The organism is Calditrichota bacterium (genome assembly GCA_013112635.1).
Taxonomy (GTDB): Bacteria; Calditrichota; Calditrichia; order Calditrichales; family J004; genus JABFGF01.
Window position 1 is genome coordinate 1 of the sequence record JABFGF010000018.1, and the last position, 19645, is coordinate 19645.

A 19645-nucleotide genomic window follows, 5' to 3' on the forward strand; every position below is an offset into this window, starting at 1 on the left:
TAAAGGGCTTGCCTAAAACGATCCCCTTGCTATTTGTAACAGCTGCCTGGTGCCGGGCTTTGGCAGGGTCAATACCGACCACATATTTATCGGCAATATACTGCCTTTTTATCTGCAGGGCTTTGAATTTGGTATTGATAGCTTTTCCTTTCTTTTAAATTAGGGTTTTAAGAAAAGTGCAATAAAAAGGAAGGCTTTTCGACCTGGTTAGTCAGTTTTAATCAATATAGAAATCGTTATGCTTTTATTAATTAATTATATACAAACTTATAGAAAAATTATTTACATGAGGAGGATTTAAATGAGAAATACTCTAATAATAATATTTTCTATTTCTATATTAATTTTTATATCCTGTTCTTCACCAAATGAAGAAACGGATATGTCATTCAATAAAATAATTAAAGGTACAGTCTCTGATAGTATAAGCACAATGCCTATCGACAGCGTAGAGATCATTTTAAAATCTTTAACATCTTCTGCTTATTCTCATGGGCCTGTGTATACTGATTCAAGTGGTAAATATAGAATTGATGTGGGTAGTGGCAGTGGCCAAGATTTATACTTGCATTTTTTAAAGATGGGCTATCACGCTAAACAGTTGTTTATTTCTCAATTTCTTTTAAATAAAGATTCAACAATCTTAAATATTAGAATGATAAAAAAATGAGGACTGAAATATGAAATACTTTAAGTTTTTAATATTATCGTCATTCTTTTTTTCCAATATATATTCTCAACAAACAGATGCTTTAATTATTTATGACACAGCAAATAGCGATGAGCTACAGCAAACCATTGATTTTATTAATTTTTCTGGTGGACATGTACGACATGTTTTTGAACCAGAAATAATTTTAGCTTTTATACCGGAGGGTTTAGAAGACTATTTAAAGAATACAAATTCTCATATAATTGATATTCTGAGAAACCCCGTGGATAAGAACCAGTTTACAACAAAAACAAGTAAGCATGCTGCAAATGCTTTTAATAATATGTATTCATCAGGGTTTTCAAAAAACAGCTCAATGCCTACTCCATTGGCAAACTGCTTAGTTTCAGCAAATGAAATGGAAAACACGCAGAAAAGGCCAGCTATTGGTGAAATGAATAACTCTATAAATCAATCTTCCGGGCCGCTCAGTAACAATCCATTTACTGATTCCTATTTACTTGGCTCATCAACCGTGAGCTTGTGTTTGATGGAAAGCAATGGAAGTTTGGAAAATTGGAATGATTCTGCAGAAGAAAGAACAATAAGTGAAGTTGTACAAGGTTTGAATAGGTTTTCAGAGCAAGGTTATGCATTAGACATTTTTCTTCGATGGCATTATGATATAAACTATGCTATCCCAACTACATATGAGCCTATAACAGGGCACAGTATGCCTTATGTTCATAATCTTACTTGGAATTTTGAATGGATTGATGATGCACTTTCTTATTTAGGGGTAAATGATGAATGGGTTGGTGTTTATGAATACGTAAATGAGCAGCGCGGTAATAATAATACCGATTGGGGGTATATGGTGTTCATCGTAATGGATGATAATGATGATGATCATATGTTTACTGATGAAAGGTTTGCATATGCATATTTGGACAGACCTTTAATGGTAATGACTTATAATAATGACGGGTGGGGGCCATCCAGAATGGATGAAGTCTGCCAGCATGAAACGGGACATATTTTTGGGGCATTGGATGAGTACTCAGAATCAGGTTGTACAACATCAGAACTGGGAGGGTATTTAGATTTTGTGAATGGAAATTGTGAAAATAGCAATCCAAGCTCAATTCCATGTGTTATGCGATCAAATGTTAGTGTCTATGATTTATGTTATTATTCTAAAGGCCAAATAGGTTGGTATGATCATGATTCTGATGGAATTATGAAGCCCATTGATATGAACTATGATAGATGGTTCACTTTTACAAATGTTTATCCCGGTGAATGGGTTGAAATTTATAATACAAACAACCAACTTATAAAATCCATGCAATTGTCCTCTTTTAATACAGTTGGACCAAATAATGCAAATGGATATGTACCGGTTTGGGACGGCTCAAATAACAATGGAGAAATTGTAGCTCAAGCTAATTATAAAATTTATGTTGATGGGAATCATAAAGATAATAGTGACATACATTATGAATCTACATCTTCATTTACAGATATAAAATATGATCTTTACGATGATAAACTTTTATTTCTTCCTAATAGATTATTACACATAAGATGCGACATATATAATGAAGATGATGAATTAATATTACAACCTTGGAAAGATGAATTGGCTCCTGCATATGAATATTCTAAAGTTGATATATCAGGACTTCAAGAAGGAAATTATACAGCAAAATTTTTTGGTTGGCATCCTGATGGCCATAATACACAAATTACAAGTTATACTTTCATAGCCCATTATTTTAATTATTTAAAGAGCTTGGCATCTACAAATGAATCATTAAATGAAAACGCAACTGCTACAAATAATGGAAGACGAATTGAGATAGATGGAACATCTTACCAATATCGTCATTTGGTTTTCGCATCTGGAGGCGAAATATTCTATAGAAGAAGACCTGTATGGACAAGCATATGGGGTGAACCGATTTCTCTAAGCATTGGAAATCAAGAAAATAATTATCCAAATATTTCTACACAGGATAATGGTCGGATTATTGTAATTTGGCAACGGAAAGTGAGCTCAAATTCTTATGAAATATGGATTGCTAAAAGTGATGATAATGGGGTAACATGGGATTCTGATGATATATATAGATTAACTACTGTATCCATATCCAGTGATCCTTTTCCGGTGGTTCAGGCAGATTATGATGGTTCTTATTTTGATATAGTATTTAGAAATAGCAATGGTTTAAGGTCTTACACATCAAGCGATGGAGAAGTCTGGTATGGAACCACTTTCGTACATAATAATAATCCTGGTGATTCACGTCCGAGTTTAGCAAATGACCATGCATTTGGAAACACATCTATGGTTTATGAAACTTCAACAAACGAAATCTATTACAGATGGAGGACATCATATCTGGGTTACACCCAAAATTGGTCATATAGGACAAATTTGTCGAGCATAATACCAGGTTCATATTACTCCCATGTTGAACCCTCAATAGCCTCTGATCCAGCAGGAGAAGGAAGTGATATTCATATCGTCTGGCATCGGATTTATGGTTCTGGCTCAAGTAAATATAATCATTCAATAATTTATCGACATGGTAGTGATTACTATCCATATTATTGGCAAAACGAATACACTGCAATTTACTATGAAAATCAACAGCAACCTATCGTAACTGCAACTGACGATTACACTTATATATATTATCAATTAATTACTGATGATAATATATATAGACAAAAGTATAATGGCTATTCATGGACTGGTCCTGAATATGTTGCGAATGGAAGATATCCTTCAATATCAACAGGTAAAAAGTCGGCTTTGCCAGTTTGGACTTCAAATTCGAATAGTCCTTACGAGGTAAAAGTTGGTTCACAAACACTTAGTAAAATTAGCGAAACTGAGACTGTCGATCCACGAAATTATTATAATAGATCAATAGCTATTATTGATAGCACAGGTAATTTTTTTGAGTTGATATTAAAAAATATTGTTATTAATAAATATGATGGTACATCAGTTAAACTTCCGTTTGAGAAGGTATCTTTGGATACATTTAAGCTGTCAGTGAATAATTGTTGGGATTTGCAAACATCAGAGTTTGTAACCGTACCTGAAAATGCTGAGAGTTTATTCGTTAATTATGAAATTAAAACATCAAACTATAATAAAATATCGAGTAACACTATTAGCGACCACAAAATTATTGTAGGAATTGAAAATCAGACGAATAAAAATCTTAAAACAAATAATGATCTACAATTAAGCGCTGACTACTCAACAAAAACAGAAAATAGGAAGTCAAGCTTTTATATTAGGGATATTCAAAAAGATAATATTAAAGTATCTGTAAGGTTGGACAATTTAGTAGCTTCTAAAAACAGCTTTGCCAGTCTTGGCCATATTTACGATTACAACAAATTATCTAATGAGAAAGAAAAAACAGTTTTCGCAAAATTGAATGAACAATCTGCTTCAACTCCAGATATTTACGCAGATAAATTACATATCCATCCTAATCCTTTTAATTCACAGGTAAAGATTCAATTTAATTTGAATGAATCTCAAGAAGCTGTATTGAATGTTTATAATATTAATGGTCAATTAATGAATAGGGTTGTTGCAGGGTTGTTAAACAAAGGAAACCATTCTTACAAATTTAATGGTGATAAACTATCAAGCGGAATCTATATTGTGGAACTAAAAACCAAGAATAAAAGAATTGTTAATCGTATGTTACTTATTAAATAACTATAGCGCATAACAAATCAATTAAGGTGAATTCGCCACGCGGAGCATGATTTCAGGCTGGAAGTTTTTGTAGTGGCAAATCACCTTATCGCAAGTCGTTATACGCTCACTTCTTTGGAAACACAATTGAATATGTTTATGAAATTGAAATCTAAACTCATTTCCTGTTTTTTTATCTTAGCAATAATCCCAGTATTTATTGAAGCACAACAAAAAACATATATGACTGAGATAGATACAATTCAATGTTACCCTGGAAAAACATTAGTACAATACAAAACTTATGTTGATTCCTTGTTAAGTGAAGATGGCTATGCCTTTCTTTACTCCACACAATTAGAAGTTCCTCGATACAAACTTTTTCCGTATATTTTTAAAAAAGAAATATCAATCGACAGTATGGTATATCATGGCATTGTAAAGAGTTATTTTGAGGATGGGAAATATCGTATTGGAAAATATCAAAATGGTACTAAAATTTACATGAAATATTTTGATTCAACTGGCACCGAAATATCGAGAAATAAATATTATTTGGGTATAAGAATTCATTTTGATCCTGAGAAAGGAAATAATCACTATCTTATTGATGGGATAAAAGAAGACTAAAACAAATAAGGCGTCTAACAAAATGTTACTATTAGGCTTAAATAAGCAATAAAAAGTGAATAACCCACCGTTGTAGCAGAAAGGTTTTCTTTCATGTAGTAAACAACAAGTCGCTAATAAGTCGCTATTGGCGGGTATATTGGGGGTAATTACTGGTTATAAATGGTGTTAATTGGTGACGGCCAAGGCGAAGCTAACTATCAATAAAATATGAGAGTTATGTTGTTAATATTGAGGTTAGGAGAAATGTACATAGCCGGACTGAAAATCCGTGTGTCCCCAGTTCAATTCTGGGAGACGCCACACTTCTTATACCCTGTAACGGAATTTACAGGGTTTTTTGTTTTCGTCCATTTCTTTGAACTTCTCTTTGCGGTACAAATCGGTACCGTTTTCATTTCTAATTGTATAAAATTCACTCAAGTTGGTTATAATACCCATATTTTAAACTGCTTTAAGTACATCCGTTTTAAGGATTTTAACATTTCAAAATAATCTATTTTAAAATCCCCCTTTTAATCTCAAAAAAAGACCAGTTCACCGCAATTACAATGAGACTTTTTTTAAAAGGTATACTTAACACGTAACGATCAATCACAAATGGAATTGTAATCTGTATTTTATTTTAGTTTTGTCTTCAATTGTAACTGTTTATTTAAAAGCATAGTTTTTCAAAAACAAGACTCAGGGATTGTTGTAAATGATAACGGTATCTCTGCGGGTATAAGCTGGTTGTCTTTAACGATGATGGTTATTTAGATCTTTTTGTTACAAATGCTCAAGAGAGCTGTTGTTAGACGTGCGTCTGCAATTGATTTACGAATAAACGCGTGCATAAGTATTGAAGGGGCAACTTTGTCAAAGGCGATTGGTAAACCGATAGTTTTGTATCAATTTTTATAAATTTATCCACAGTTTTTAGTTGCCCGATTCCTTTATATATAAAAAATAGAATCATCCTTTTTTGATAAGACTTCTGTGTGTAAAATAGATTCGATAAAGCAAAATGATTACCCTCGAATCATCAATTTCCCAGGGGGCAAAACTTCAGTAAACATTTTTTTTACTCGAAAACGGATGTTGTTTAATTACTTTTTTTAAATTGCAAACGAAGAACTTAGCATATCTTGTGAGAAGGTTCTTTAAAAGTTTAAAATTCTTGTTGACAAGTTTGATTTGTATCTCTATATTAAATTTGTAATACATCTTACAAAATACACTATTATGTTTCAACCCATTGGAAAGAAAATAACACTTAGCCAGGAAATCGAGCAAAAGATAGAAGCGTCGATTATTCAAAAGAAATTTAATCCTGGCGAAAAGCTACCCACAGAAAATGAACTGTGCGATATGTTTGCCGTAAGTCGTACAGCATTAAGGGAAGCACTGCGTATGCTAAGCGGACGAGGATTAATCACTATTCGTAAAGGTAGCGGCATTTATGTAAATGATTACTCTAAGGCAGATGTAACCCGCCCAATGAGTTTATATCTTGATTTAAACTTTGATAAAAAAATAATACTTGATGTAATTCAAATCAGAAAAACTCTTGAACCCTTGATTTGTGAAATGGCAGCAAAAAACCGTAAAGAAGTTCATATTCAACAACTTGAAAAAAATATAAAGAATTTTAAAGCTTGCAAAATTGAAGATTATAATAAAGAAAGCCATCTGGATTTTCAGTTTCATACAATCATTACTCAGGCAAGCGGAAATACTTTAATTCCTATTATGATGGAACCACTTCTTCAACAAATGCCGAAAATACGCCTGCTGGTTTATAAAAAAATTGATCAGGCCAAAAGCTCTGCACTCGATTACCATCTACTCATTTATAATATGATTGTCAAGCAAGATGCTCAAGGGGCATTTGAGGCAATGAAAGAACATATGCGAATTGCAGAGAAACATTCAAGAGCGATTGTGAATCAGTTAGATTAAATTTTTTCTAAAAAAATATGTATGACATGTTATTAATAATGGAGAGATCATGAATATTTCATTAAAAAATAAAACGGCTATTATTACAGGCAGTGTCCAGGGAATTGGTAAGCAGACTGCAAAAAGGCTTCTTGAGGCAGGAGCTTCGGTTGTAATAAATAACTACACGGATGAAGCTGCGCTTCAAAAAACAGCTGATGAGTTAGGTGCATTTGGCCCAGTAAAAGCAGTAATTGCCGATGTAACAAAAGAAAATGAAGCAAAAAAGCTTATCGATGCAGCACTTGAACTTGGGTCAACAATTGATATTTTAATTAACAATGCAGGTGGTTTGGTTAAGCGGGTTCCAATTGCAGAATATAATGAAGAGCATTTCGATACAGTAATGAACGTGAATTTAAAATCAGCTTTTATTATGGCAAAACTTGTTGCACCGTTTATGAAAAAACAGCAGTCCGGGAAAATTATTAATCTTTCTTCACAGGCAGCACATGATGGTGGCGGACCTGGTGCTGCAGCATATGCCGCATCAAAAGGAGCTGTTTGGACTTTTACAAAATCATTAGCAAAAGAACTTGGACCACATGTGACAGTAAACTGTCTTTCCCCTGGCTTTATTGATAATACAACTTTTCACACAACATTTACACCTGAAGATGCACGCAAATCAATGCCATCAAAAATTTTATTGGGCAGGGCAGGAGCCGGTGACGACATAGCAAAAGTTGCTTTGTTTCTGGCTTCAGAACTTGCAGACTATTTAACTGGACAATCGCTGGAAATTAATGGCGGCCTTTATATGCCATAATTATCATCTTAATAAATGGAAAGCTCGTTAATGTTTAAAGCATCTTTAAATCTCTTTTTATTATTAATGTTTTTCAATCTTTTAGGAGCGAAAGACAACCCGTGTTTACTGATAAACGAATCAGAAGCTGACGAAATCAGGCAAAGCATATCAGAATATCCAATCTTTATAAAGTCTTTTAATAATACAAAAGCTAAGTTGGATAAAACACTGGCTGAAAACATCGTTGTCCCACCTCCAGGAGAAGCTGGTGGCTACGAACACGAAAAGCACAAGCAGAACTATCGCGATATGCAAAGTGCAGGTATGATATTTCAGCTAACAAAAGATGAAAAGTACGCATTATTTGTAAAACAGATGTTGTATAAATATGCTGAGCTTTATCCCACATTAGGTCCTCATCCTTTATCTCATAAGCAAGCCCCGGGAAAACTATTTCACCAGATGTTAAATGAAGCTGTGTGGCTTGTTTACACGGCGCAGGCTTATGATTGTATTTACAACTGGTTAAGTCCTGAAGAACGCCAACATATTGAGAAAAATGTTTTTAAATATATTGTTGAGTGGTTTACAGAAGTATACCCGGGGCAATTGGATCGAATTCATAATCACGGAATGTGGATTGCCGCTTCCATTGGTATGCTTGGTTATGTGCTGGATGATGATAATCTTGTTGAGATGGCGTTATTTGGTACAAAAAAAGATGGCAAGGGTGGATTCTTAAAACAGCTCGATTTGCTCTTTTCTCCAGACGGTTATTATTTAGAAGGACCATACTATATTCGCTATGCTTTGAGACCATTATTCCTTTTTGCGGAAGCTGTTGAACGTAATCAACCTGAAATTAAAATTTTTGAACACCGTAATGGCATTATCGGCAAAGCGTTATTTTCTTCTTTACAAACTGTTTTTCCAAATGGCAATTTCCCGCCAATAAACGATGCTTCCCGTTCAATGAATGTGAAATCCATCGGACCTGTTATTGCAAATAATATTGCTTATCATCGTTTTGGTGCAAATCCAAATTTATTGGCAATAGCACAAATACAGAATCAGGTGATTTTGAATAAGGCCGGATTTGTTATTGCAAAGGATCTGGCAGAAGCAAAAGATTCGCCACAGCTTAATTGGCAAAGTGTTGAGTTTTCTGATGGGTATGATGGGAAGCAGGGTGGCCTTGGCATTTTACGACATGGCAGTGGTCAGGATCAAACAATGCTTTTAATGAAATATGGCTCCCATGGATTAGGACACGGCCATTTTGATAAACTTCACTTCAGCTATTTTAATCAGGGCTCTGAAGTAATTTTTGATTACGGATTTGCACGTTGGGTAAATATAGAACCAAAATTTGGTGGCAGATATCTTCCAGAAAATGATAGCTATGCAAAACAGACTATTGCCCATAACACGGTGACCGTTGATCAAAAAACACAGAATAATGCTAATCGAAAAACAGCGGACAAAGTCTCAGCCGAAAGGCACTTTTTTCACTCAACTCCTGAAGTTAAAGTAATGAGCGCCAAAGCCACAAAGCAATATGATGGTATTTCCATGCAGCGGACAATGTTTCTTTTAGAAGACAGCAATTTCAAACAACCGTTGGTGTTGGATCTTTTTAAAATAAAATCCCAAAGCGAACATGAGTACGATTATCCAATTCATTATCATGGGCAGATAATTGCAACAAATCTTGAATATGACGCAGCTATAAAAAAGCAAAGACCGCTTGGCGATGATTTTGGCTATCAACACATCTGGGATAATGGCGGAGGCAAAACAAATAAACCATTACGTTTTACCTGGCTAAATGAAAACAGATACTATTCTTTGATTGGTGTGTCCGATGATGAAATGGTTGTGAAGTTTGGAAGAACTGGTGCTAATGACCCTAAATTTAACTTGAGGTCAGAGCCATTATTGGTTTTAAGAAAAAAAGCAAAAGACCATCTGTTTGCATCTGTGATTGAAGCACATGGTTATTATAGTGAAGCCTCTGAAAAATCGGTTCAGGCCTCGCCGCGAGTTAATGAAGTAAAAATTATTGGTTCAAATGACAAAGCTACTGTTGTTGAAATTGCAGGAAAAAATTTTCAATGGCAGGTGATGGTTACAAATGAAGAGGCCTCAGATTTTGAAAAACATAAAGTAGAGTTTCAAAATCAAATATACGAGTGGACCGGAAACTTTAAAATAATTAAAAACTAACAATAGGACTAACAATGAATATAAAGGGTTTACGTTGGTGGGTAATAGCTCTTATTGCTTTGGGAACGATTATTAACTATATCGATCGTTCTGCTTTAGGTGTAATGTGGTGGGCAGAAGGCGACTGCATTGCGAAAGATCTTGGATATACAACTCAAAATGTGGCTAAACAGCAATATGCAATAATCCTGAATGTATTTATGATATTCTATGCATTGGGCCAATCAGTTATGGGTAGGATTTTTGATAAGATTGGTACGCGCATGGGTTTTGTTCTCTCAATTGCTGTATGGAGTGTTGCCACAATGCTTCATTCTGTTGCACGCTCAGTACTTAGTTTTAGTGTTTTTAGGGGAATTTTAGCTGTTGGTGAAGCAGGGAACTGGCCTGGCGCTGTTAAATCAAATGCGGAATGGTTTCCACAAAAAGAAAGAGCTGTTGCCCAGGGAATATTTAATGCCGGGGCTTCAATTGGATCGGTTATCTCTCCCCCATTGATCGCCATTTTGTTTGTCTATTTTGGCTGGCAGGTAACTTTTTTTGCTTTAGGTGCATTAGGTTTTGTCTGGATTATTCCATGGTTAATATTAAATAAAACTTCACCGGAAAAACATCCCTGGATTACCGAAGAAGAAAAAAAATATATTTTGGAAGGTCGACCGGTTGAAACATCAACAGAGCCAACGCAAGACGATAAACTAAGCATGTCAAAGATTTTGTCCTACAAAGAATCATGGTCTGTTTTGGTAGCCCGCTTTTTTCATGAGCCAATTTGGTGGCTTTTTGTGGGTTGGATGCCAATCTATCTTGCAGCCACTTACGGATTTAATGTTAAAGAAATTGGTGCTTTTGCATGGGTTCCTTATGTAGGCGCAGCTTTTGGTAGTATTGCCGGTGGTTGGTATAGTGGAAGACTTTTGGATAAAGGACGTGAAATAGGCACAGCCAGAAAAACAGCAATAAATATTGGTTCAACTTTGATGTTTCTTGGAATGGTTACAACAATATTCTTTGCAGATACGCCTGAAAAATTCGTTGCTATAGTAGCCGTTGTACTTTTTGGATTTCAATTTTCAATAGGCAATGTCCAAACAATTCCAAGTGATTTATTCAAAGGTTCCTCGGTTGGTAGCTTAGCTGGCTTAGGCGGAACAGTTGGTGTATTCTCTGTTATTGTATTGAACTTTTTGGTACCGGTTATTACAAAAACATCCTTCACGCCAGCTTTTGTAATTATTGCATTGTTTGTTCCTCTGGGAGTTTTAGCTATTTATTTATTTGGTGGAAAACTATTACCTGTAGAAAAAAACTAAAGGAAAGGAAAAATGACTCATATAAAAAAATCGCAAGTTCCGGTTGAAACAGTTGGTCCAGGATTGACTCGCCAGATAATGGGCCATGATTCAGATCTAATGTTGGTGAAAGTAAATTTCGAAAAAGGCGCCATTGGCGAGCCACATAAGCATCCGCATCATCAGGTATCCTATGTTATTGAAGGAAAATTTGATGTTACTATTGATGGTGTTACTAAAACACTTGAGGCCGGTGATGCTTTTGTTGTTCCAACGGAAGTTATGCACGGCGCTATTTGTACAGAAAAAGGAATTCTCATTGATACATTTTCTCCCGCCAGGGAAGATTTTTTAGAATAACATAATTTAAACCATTTAGGAGGATATCATGGATATTCGTTACATTACAAAGACCCTCTTTGTAATATTCTTATTGTTTTTTGGTACAGTGTTTTCGCAAACAGTTCACCAAGTAAGTGCAGGCGATAGCACATTAGCAGCAGCTGTAAGCGATGCGGCTGATGGTGACATAATTGAGCTGGTTTCGGATGGCGGTGTTTATACTAACCCAAACCAGATGGTAGTTAGTAAAAACCTCGTTATTAGAGGCCATGCAGATTTAATTGAAAAGCCGATCATCAAATATGTCGGTTCTTCAACCGGTGCATATATTTTTAAGGTAGAAGGATCACCAAGAATTGAATTTGAGAACCTTGAATTTGACGGTGATGGTACAGCTGAAGGCGGCGCTGCATTAGCTAAGTATGCATTAAGACTTGACAATGCTGATACATCCGGTACTATGCAGATTTTTGTTAATAATTGTGTAATGCACGATTTTAATGAAAAAATAATCAAGCCTTATGCTAATTGCGGGATGGACTCATTAGTTGTCCGGAACTCTATTTTTTATAATGGCGCGAAAGAAGGGATCGTTTTTTATACCGGCTCTTCCGGTGATCCTGCAGTTCGTTTAAAATATGGTGAAGTGTCAAATAGTACTTTTTATAATTTTGTCAGAGAAGCAATAAAAGGTGATACAAATCCTGATATTAAATTAGTTGTTGATCATTGTACATTTTACGATTGTGGTGGGCCGGATAAACCATTCATTTATGTTGATGATTTAACAGATGTAGTTGTTAAGAACAGCATCATGCAAAAAAACCTGGAAACAGGCAATTTTATGAGATTCGAATCTGATGCTAATGTTGTTAGTAACATTGTTTTCTGGGATGTAAATGATATTGATATAGATAATACAAATTCAGTTACAGACACTCTTCTTGCAGATCCGTTGTTTGCAGACGCAGCAAACGGTGATTTCACATTAATGGAAGGGTCACCTGCAATAGGTTATGCTGATGATGGAAGCGCAGTTGGTGATCCAAGATGGGATCCAACCGTTGGAGCTCCAAAAGTTCATAAGATTGAAGCAGGAACTGATGTGTTAAAGGCTGCTATTGATGCAGCAGCAGATGGTGATATAATTGAGTTAGTATCCAGTGGTGGTATGTATCTTTCTGCAGATCAAATTGTTTTAGACAAAAATATTGTTATTCGTGGCCGGGCAGAACTTGCTCAGAAGCCGGTTTTAAAATATATCGGTACTTCAACAGGTGCGTATATGTTTAAAATTGAGGGCTCTCCACGTGTTGAATATGAAAACCTTGAATTTGATGGTGATGGTACTGCAGAGGGTGGAGCCGCATTAGCTAAGTATGCATTAAGACTGGACAACGGTGACACATCCGGAACAATGCAGGTTTTTGTTGAGAATTGTGTATTACATGATTTTAATGAAAAAATCATCAAGCCATATGCTAACTGTGGAATGGATTCGCTCGTTGTTCGTAATTCCATTTTGTATAATGGTGCAAAAGAGGGGATTGTATTTTACACAGGTTCTTCTGGCGATCCTGCTGTTCACATAAAGTATGGTGAAGTATCTAATTGTACTTTCTATAATTTTGTTAGAGAAGCAATAAAAGGTGATACAAATCCTGATATAAAATTAGTTGTTGATCATTGCACATTTTACGATATAGGCGGACCTGATAAGCCTTTTATTTATGTTGATGATTTAACAGATGTAGTTGTTAAGAATAGCGTCATGCAAAAAAACCTGGAAACAGGCAATTTTATGAGATTCGAATCTGATGCTAATGTTGTCAGTAATGTTGTTTTTTGGGATGTATTTGATAGGGATATTGATAACACGGATTCTGTTACAGATACATTATATGCCGATCCGTTATTTGCGGATGCAGAGGCTGGAGATTTTACACTTGGTGAAACTTCTCCTGCACGGACTGCCGGTGAAGGCGGCACGCCAGTGGGTGATTTAAGATGGGCTATTGATCCTAATGCTTTTCTATTATCAGTTTCAACATCCGGTGGTGGAATTGTACAATTAGATCCTGCCGGTGGTGTTTATGATCCGGGTACTGTTGTTACTATGACGGCTGTGCCTGATTTAGGATGGGAGTTTGAATCATGGACAGGAAATGTTTTTCCACCAAACGCCAATCCCATAAACATTACAATGAATAAAAATGAATCAATTGTTGCTACATTTAAAAACCTCACACCACAGGTTACAGTGGAAATTGATACAATTGGCCTTGGCCACGTTGATGTTAGCCCGGAACCTATTGAAGGTACTTATGACCAGGGAACTAGTTTAACATTAACAGCGGTTCCACAAGAAAATTGGGAATTTGTTGAATGGTTGGGTGACATTAGTGGAACTGAAAATCCAACTACTTTTGCCGCAGATTCAAATATGAATGTGACCGCTTCATTCCAAAGCACTTTAACACAGTTTGATTTAGTAATTAATGTTGTTGGTAGAGGTAGTGTAACCCAATTACCTACACCTGTAATTGCAACGTACGATACAGCTTCTGTTGTTGAATTAACCGGGATAGCAGATTTGGGTTGGGAGTTTTCAGCTTGGACTGGGGATCTAGAAAGTGGTCTAAACCCGGCAAGTGTTCAAATGGATTCGAATATCACAATAACTGCTACCTTTATGGAGACGCAATATTCCTCTCACAGCATTGAAGTTGATACTTCCTGGAATTTATTAGATGCAGTACAGATAGCGATTAACAATAGTTTTATTGACAGCCTTATATTAGTAACTGATGGTGGCGAATATTTAATAAATAATGAGATTATACTTGATAGCACTAATCTTGTCATTCGCGGAAAAGATGATCTGGAGCAGAAACCAATTATAAAATATACCGGTTCATCAACAAGTGCAGCGATATTTAAAATTATTGGTTCACCTACAGTAGTGGTTGAAAATCTTGAAATTGATGGAGATGGAAAAGGTGAAGGCGCTGCTGCATTAGCTAAATATTTTCTGCGATTGGATAATGGTGATGCAGAAGGTACCATGAAAGTATTTGTTAATAACGTTACAGCACATGATATGCCAGATAAATTTATCAAATTGTACTCTTTCTGCGGTGTTGACTCTTTAATTGTCCATAATTCTGTTTTTTATAATAATGCTAAAGAAGGTATATCTTTGTTTCAAGGTTCATCAGGTGATCCGGCGGCTGAATTAAAATATGCAGAAATTGTTAATTGTACCTTTTATAATCTTACCAGAGAAGGTATAAAAGCTGATACTAATCCGAATACGGTTGTTCGTGTAGATCATTGTACTTTTTATGATTGTGGCGGACCAGACAAGCCATTTATTTATGTTGACGATATGACAGATTTTGTTGTTAAAAACAGTATTTTTGAAAAGAATTTAGAAGATGGAAATTTTCTACGTTTTGAATCTGATGAAAATATTGTCAGCAACATCATTTTCTGGGATTTAAACGACTATACTATTGACAACACAACATCAATCACAGATACGCTGCGTGCAGATCCAATGTTTAAAGATCCTGCAAACGGAGATTTCACTTTGTTGGAAGGCTCTCCGGCTTATGGTTTTGCAGATGATGGTAAAGCAGCAGGTGACTTGCGTTGGGAAAAATTTCCAGTTGGATTAGAGGAAGTAGTTGAAATTATTCCTCAGGTATTCTATTTAAAACAGAATTATCCAAATCCATTTAACCCAAGTACAACCATAACATTTGGCCTAAATAAAGCCGGTAAAACAAAAATGGTTGTTTATAATGTACTTGGCCGGGAAGTTGCAACTTTAGTTAATAAAGAAATGGCTGCCGGGACTTATACAGTCCAGTTCCAAAATTCAAATCTTGCCTCAGGTGTATATTTTTACAGATTAACATCGGGCAAAAATGTTTCAATTAAGAAAATGCTTCTGGTTAAATAAGTAGTATTTTAAATCCGGCGGGGTTCTCCCGCCGGACTTTTTTAAGGAAGAAAAAATGAGCAGAGAAGAGACAGTTAAAAGAATAGAAGAATCAGGAATTGTTGCTGTTTTGAGATTGGATGATACACAAAATATCTGTCATATTTTTGAAGCATTAATGAACGCAGGTGTTATTGCATTAGAAATCACAATGACGACACCCGGAGCTATAGATATAATCAAGGAATACGCCCAAAAATTGGACGGCGATTTTATCTTAGGTGCAGGAACAGTTTTAACACCCGAAGACGCCAGACAAGCAATTGAGTATGGAGCGAAATTTATAGTTAGTCCTGTCTTTAATGAAGACATCCTCAAAGTTTCACAAGAAATGGGGGCTGCTGTATTTCCCGGTGCATTTAGCCCAAATGAGATACTAAACGCATGGCAAAAAGGGGCTGACGTAATCAAAGTTTTTCCTGCTACAACTTTAGGACCCGGTTATTTTAAAGATATCCACGGGCCCTTACCAGAAATAAAGCTAACACCAACAGGTGGAGTAAATTTGGAAAATACTGCGGCCTTTCTAAATGCAGGTGCACGTTTTGTTGGAGTTGGAACATCATTATTGGATAAGACTCTTATCGCGACAGAAAACTGGAAAGGGTTAACTGAAAGAGCGGCTCTTTTTATAGCTGAAGTAGAGAAAACAAGACACTTAGTGTAATATTCAAATGGATTTACAAATGAAAAAAAAGATTGTTACTTTTGGTGAAATTATGTTACGCCTGGCGCCATATAATTATGAGCGAATTGTACAAGCCAATCAGTTTCAGGCCCAATATGGAGGTGGTGAAGCAAATGTAGCCGTTTCGCTGGCGAATTTTAAGAATGAAGTGTTTTTCGCATCAGCACTACCCCAAAACCCCATTGGAGATGCGGCTAGAAATCAACTGAGGAATTATGGTGTTAATACAGAATTTGTTTTACGCCGGGGATCTAGAGTGGGTATTTACTTTCTAGAACATGGAGCTTCAATAAGACCGTCAAAAGTAACATATGATCGATCAAACTCATCAATCTCTGAGGTTAAGCCTGGTATGTTCGACTGGGATAACATCTTAAAGGGAAAAGATTGGTTTCACACAACAGGAATTACTCCCGCCTTATCAGATTCAGCCGCGGAGACAACTATCGAAGCAGTTAAAAAGGCCAAAGAATATGGTCTAACTGTGAGCTGTGATTTGAATTATCGTAATAAGCTTTGGAGTAAAGCTAAAGCAAAAGAGGTGATGTCGGAAGTTATTAAATATGTCGATGTCATTATTTCAAACGAGGAAGATGCGGCCGATGTTTTTGGAATTGAAGCAGAAAGCACAAACGTAACCAGTGGCAAAATTTCGGTTGACCATTACAAATCTGTGGCCAAACAACTAAAAGAGTTGGCAAATGCAAAATATGTCGCCATAACACTTCGTGAAAGTATCTCGGCCTCAGACAATAATTGGTCTGCAATGCTCTACACGGCAGACGAGTTTTATTTAAGCCGTAAGTATCCTATTCACCTTGTAGATCGTGTTGGTGGTGGAGATTCTTTTGGAGGAGGTCTGATCCATTCCCTTGTAAATAATAATGAACCACAGGAAGCTTTAGAATTTGCTGTTGCGGCATCGGCGTTAAAACAGACTATTCCCGGTGATATGAACCTGGTCAGTGAAAGCGAAGTTTTAACAGTAGTTAATGGTGACATATCCGGCCGGGTTCAAAGATAAAGTCTGGTAAAATGATTATTCTTAGAATATTTATGCTATTCATATTTTTTCAATTGCAGGCAATGGAAGTCATTAAGCCTGCTTATGGTTTTTTGCAAGAAACCGATTCTAAGTTGGAAATTCCACATGATCGGCTTTTGGAAAAAAATGAAATTATTAAATATATCCTCCCTGATTTGCAAAAATCAATTTCAACTCATGATGATTTAATCAGTTATCTAAAAGATCAGTTCAAAAAGAGGTATTATTTCAATTGGTCTAATTTTGAAAATAATTTTGCTTCATATCAAAAAACTTATCCCAACCAGGAAACGAAACACCAAAGAATCGCCAACTACCATACAGAAAGATATCCGGCGGACACACAATGGATTTTACCCTATGTTAACCTGTTGAACAAAGAAGTAACAGCATACGAATTGAGACATATTGCCAGACAGCAAAAATCACTCGATATGACTTTGATACATTATTATAAAAATCGGAACAGCAGTAATTTAAGATATTTTATAGAACAAGTATCCAGCTTGAACAACGCCTTCCTGGAAGGAAAATATGACCAGGCTGGTAATGGAGTTTATGAGTCTTTTCGAGCCGGCAAAAGAATCCACAATTGGTTGTTTTGCCACGCAGCATATTTTTCTGATCCAGAATATTCAATCGAAAACCAAAGTTTGCTTATTCGGACATTTTTACATCACGGTGCAATCCTTTATAAAAACCTGCCTGTATACAGACCGGGAAATCATCACACACGTGGGTTGGTTGCCCTATTTGAAATTGCAACGCTTTTTAGTGATTTCAACGAGTCCAAAAAATGGCAGGAGCACGCTGTTAAAGGTATAATTGAGCACATGCGACACGAGATCAACGATGATGGTTTCCAATTCGAACGCTCGGTTCATTATCATAAAGGGGATATTGAGAACTATTTTCGAATATACCAGCTTGCTAAAAGATCAAAAACTGAATTGCCGGAAGAGTTTAAGCTGACTTTCCAAAAAATGTTTGACGCATTAATTGTATTAGCCCAACCAAATAAAACACTACCTGTTTTGCAGGATGATACTGATAATCCATATAGCGAATTTAATGAAATGGGTGATGCATTCTATCTCGCCTCGATGATGTATAATGATCAGCGCTACGGTTATTTCGCTTCAAAAAAACCATCATCTAAGTTTTATTGGCTGATGAATGAAAAAGAAACTAATTATAAATCCCTGACAAATATTGCACCTGAATTATCCTCTTCAGAACTGGATGGTACAGGTTATTATATTATGCGTGATGGATGGGATGAGTCATCTATGCAAATGGTTATTAGTGCAGGTGTTTCGGATGTAAAGCCCGATCATCAGCATGGTGATATTCTTGGAGTTACCGCTTTTGGGTTTGGAACAGAATTACTCCCAAACTATCAAGTAGCATACAAATATCCTGACTTTTCATTTTTAAAAAATTCATGGGTTAAAAACGTAGCTTTGGTTGATAGCCAGGTTCAAGGACAGAAATGGAAAGGCAACAGGGGAGGATCAGGTTTTGGAAAGTGGAAGCAATTACCAAAACCCAATGTATTGGCATGGGTAAAAACAGATAATTTTGATTATTTCGCCGGGACTCATGACGGTTTTAGTAATCTCGATATCAAATATATTCGTGAGATAATTTTTGTTAAAGGTAAATATTGGCTGGTTACTGATAGTTTTGAAGGAGACGAAAGTCATACATATCAGCAGGTTTGGCAAGGCAAATTTACAATTGATTCTAAAAATAAAATATCTCGATCAGTAAATACTGAAAGCAAATTCTCTATCATACAACTTGATGATAATAAATATAGTTTTGATCAAAAAGAGTTTCGTGAAAAACGAAACACGGTTTTTTCAATAAAGAAAAATAATGGATTTGTTTTCAATACCATGCTTTATCCATCATCAAAAAAACGGAAAAGTTTTGAAGAAATAAAAAACCCGGTATTAAAATTTGAAACAGATGCACGATTGGTTTTTGAAGCAGGTAATGGATTTTTGCTGATTGATGCAACTTCAATCAAAACTCAAAATGGGCAAATAAAAATACCGGCTGTTTCCAAGGTTTTTATTGAGCAGAAAGCAGATTCTATCCAGTTAACTTTGCTGGCACCAAAATCAATTTCTTGTAACAAAAAAGAAAACGAGTTTTCAAACTGGCATAATTTTGACTGGCAGCCGGGTGAATTAACACCACTAAACTTGTAAAAAAAATTCTTGCTAAATGAAAATGATTTTAATAGTTTAAATTTGTAATACATATTACAAAAATTTCAAATAAATCTACACAGG

Annotated in this window: 12 protein-coding genes; all 12 read left to right on the plus strand. The window is 35.7% G+C overall.

Annotated elements, in window-relative coordinates; translation table 11 throughout:
* The first annotated feature begins 301 nt into the window (after window positions 1–301).
* The 12 genes from HND50_22070 (at window position 302) to HND50_22125 (ending at window position 19561) form a co-directional block, all read left to right on the plus strand.
* Window positions 302–670 carry a hypothetical protein gene (locus HND50_22070; protein ID NOG47939.1) on the plus strand — a complete coding sequence of 123 codons (369 nt, stop codon included), beginning with the start codon at window positions 302–304 and terminating at the stop codon, window positions 668–670.
* Between the two features lie 10 nt (window positions 671–680).
* A complete protein-coding gene (locus HND50_22075) occupies window positions 681–4403 on the plus strand; it encodes a T9SS type A sorting domain-containing protein (GenBank protein ID NOG47940.1) in 3723 nt (1240 codons plus the stop codon).
* A 72-nt stretch (window positions 4404–4475) separates the two neighbouring features.
* Window positions 4476–5012: a hypothetical protein gene (locus HND50_22080; protein NOG47941.1), complete on the plus strand. Its 537-nt coding sequence runs from the start codon at window positions 4476–4478 to the stop codon at window positions 5010–5012.
* 1224 nt (window positions 5013–6236) lie between these two features.
* Complete coding sequence (locus HND50_22085; GenBank protein ID NOG47942.1) at window positions 6237–6953, plus strand: FadR family transcriptional regulator; 717 nt, start codon at window positions 6237–6239, stop codon at window positions 6951–6953.
* Window positions 6954–7002: 49 nt separating this feature from the next.
* Complete coding sequence (locus tag HND50_22090; protein ID NOG47943.1) at window positions 7003–7761, plus strand: glucose 1-dehydrogenase; 759 nt, start codon at window positions 7003–7005, stop codon at window positions 7759–7761.
* A gap of 30 nt (window positions 7762–7791) precedes the next feature.
* On the plus strand, window positions 7792–9969 hold the full coding sequence (locus HND50_22095) for an alginate lyase family protein (GenBank protein ID NOG47944.1): 2178 nt from the start codon (window positions 7792–7794) through the stop codon (window positions 9967–9969).
* Window positions 9970–9983: 14 nt separating this feature from the next.
* Window positions 9984–11282, plus strand: a complete 1299-nt coding sequence (locus HND50_22100) for an MFS transporter (GenBank protein ID NOG47945.1) — start codon at window positions 9984–9986, stop codon at window positions 11280–11282.
* Between the two features lie 12 nt (window positions 11283–11294).
* Window positions 11295–11621, plus strand: a complete 327-nt coding sequence (locus HND50_22105; protein NOG47946.1) for a cupin domain-containing protein — start codon at window positions 11295–11297, stop codon at window positions 11619–11621.
* A gap of 28 nt (window positions 11622–11649) precedes the next feature.
* Window positions 11650–15570 (plus strand): DUF5123 domain-containing protein, encoded by a 3921-nt coding sequence (locus tag HND50_22110; protein NOG47947.1) that lies wholly within the window; start codon window positions 11650–11652, stop codon window positions 15568–15570.
* Between the two features lie 55 nt (window positions 15571–15625).
* Entirely contained in the window at window positions 15626–16276 is a 651-nt protein-coding gene (locus HND50_22115) for a bifunctional 4-hydroxy-2-oxoglutarate aldolase/2-dehydro-3-deoxy-phosphogluconate aldolase (GenBank protein NOG47948.1), read from the plus strand.
* A gap of 19 nt (window positions 16277–16295) precedes the next feature.
* The gene (locus tag HND50_22120; GenBank protein ID NOG47949.1) at window positions 16296–17321 is read left to right on the plus strand and encodes a sugar kinase; all 1026 of its coding nucleotides are present in this window, start codon (window positions 16296–16298) and stop codon (window positions 17319–17321) included.
* A gap of 32 nt (window positions 17322–17353) precedes the next feature.
* A complete protein-coding gene (locus tag HND50_22125; GenBank protein NOG47950.1) occupies window positions 17354–19561 on the plus strand; it encodes a heparinase in 2208 nt (735 codons plus the stop codon).
* The last annotated feature ends 84 nt before the right edge of the window (window positions 19562–19645 follow it).

Coding starts and splice junctions, on each gene's coding strand:
- HND50_22070 (NOG47939.1), top strand. CDS start 302: ATGAGAAATACTCTAATAATAATATTTTCTATTTCTATATTAATTTTT.
- HND50_22075 (NOG47940.1), top strand. CDS start 681: ATGAAATACTTTAAGTTTTTAATATTATCGTCATTCTTTTTTTCCAAT.
- HND50_22085 (NOG47942.1), top strand. CDS start 6,237: ATGTTTCAACCCATTGGAAAGAAAATAACACTTAGCCAGGAAATCGAG.
- HND50_22090 (NOG47943.1), top strand. CDS start 7,003: ATGAATATTTCATTAAAAAATAAAACGGCTATTATTACAGGCAGTGTC.
- HND50_22095 (NOG47944.1), top strand. CDS start 7,792: ATGTTTAAAGCATCTTTAAATCTCTTTTTATTATTAATGTTTTTCAAT.
- HND50_22100 (NOG47945.1), top strand. CDS start 9,984: ATGAATATAAAGGGTTTACGTTGGTGGGTAATAGCTCTTATTGCTTTG.
- HND50_22105 (NOG47946.1), top strand. CDS start 11,295: ATGACTCATATAAAAAAATCGCAAGTTCCGGTTGAAACAGTTGGTCCA.
- HND50_22110 (NOG47947.1), top strand. CDS start 11,650: ATGGATATTCGTTACATTACAAAGACCCTCTTTGTAATATTCTTATTG.
- HND50_22115 (NOG47948.1), top strand. CDS start 15,626: ATGAGCAGAGAAGAGACAGTTAAAAGAATAGAAGAATCAGGAATTGTT.
- HND50_22120 (NOG47949.1), top strand. CDS start 16,296: ATGAAAAAAAAGATTGTTACTTTTGGTGAAATTATGTTACGCCTGGCG.
- HND50_22125 (NOG47950.1), top strand. CDS start 17,354: ATGCTATTCATATTTTTTCAATTGCAGGCAATGGAAGTCATTAAGCCT.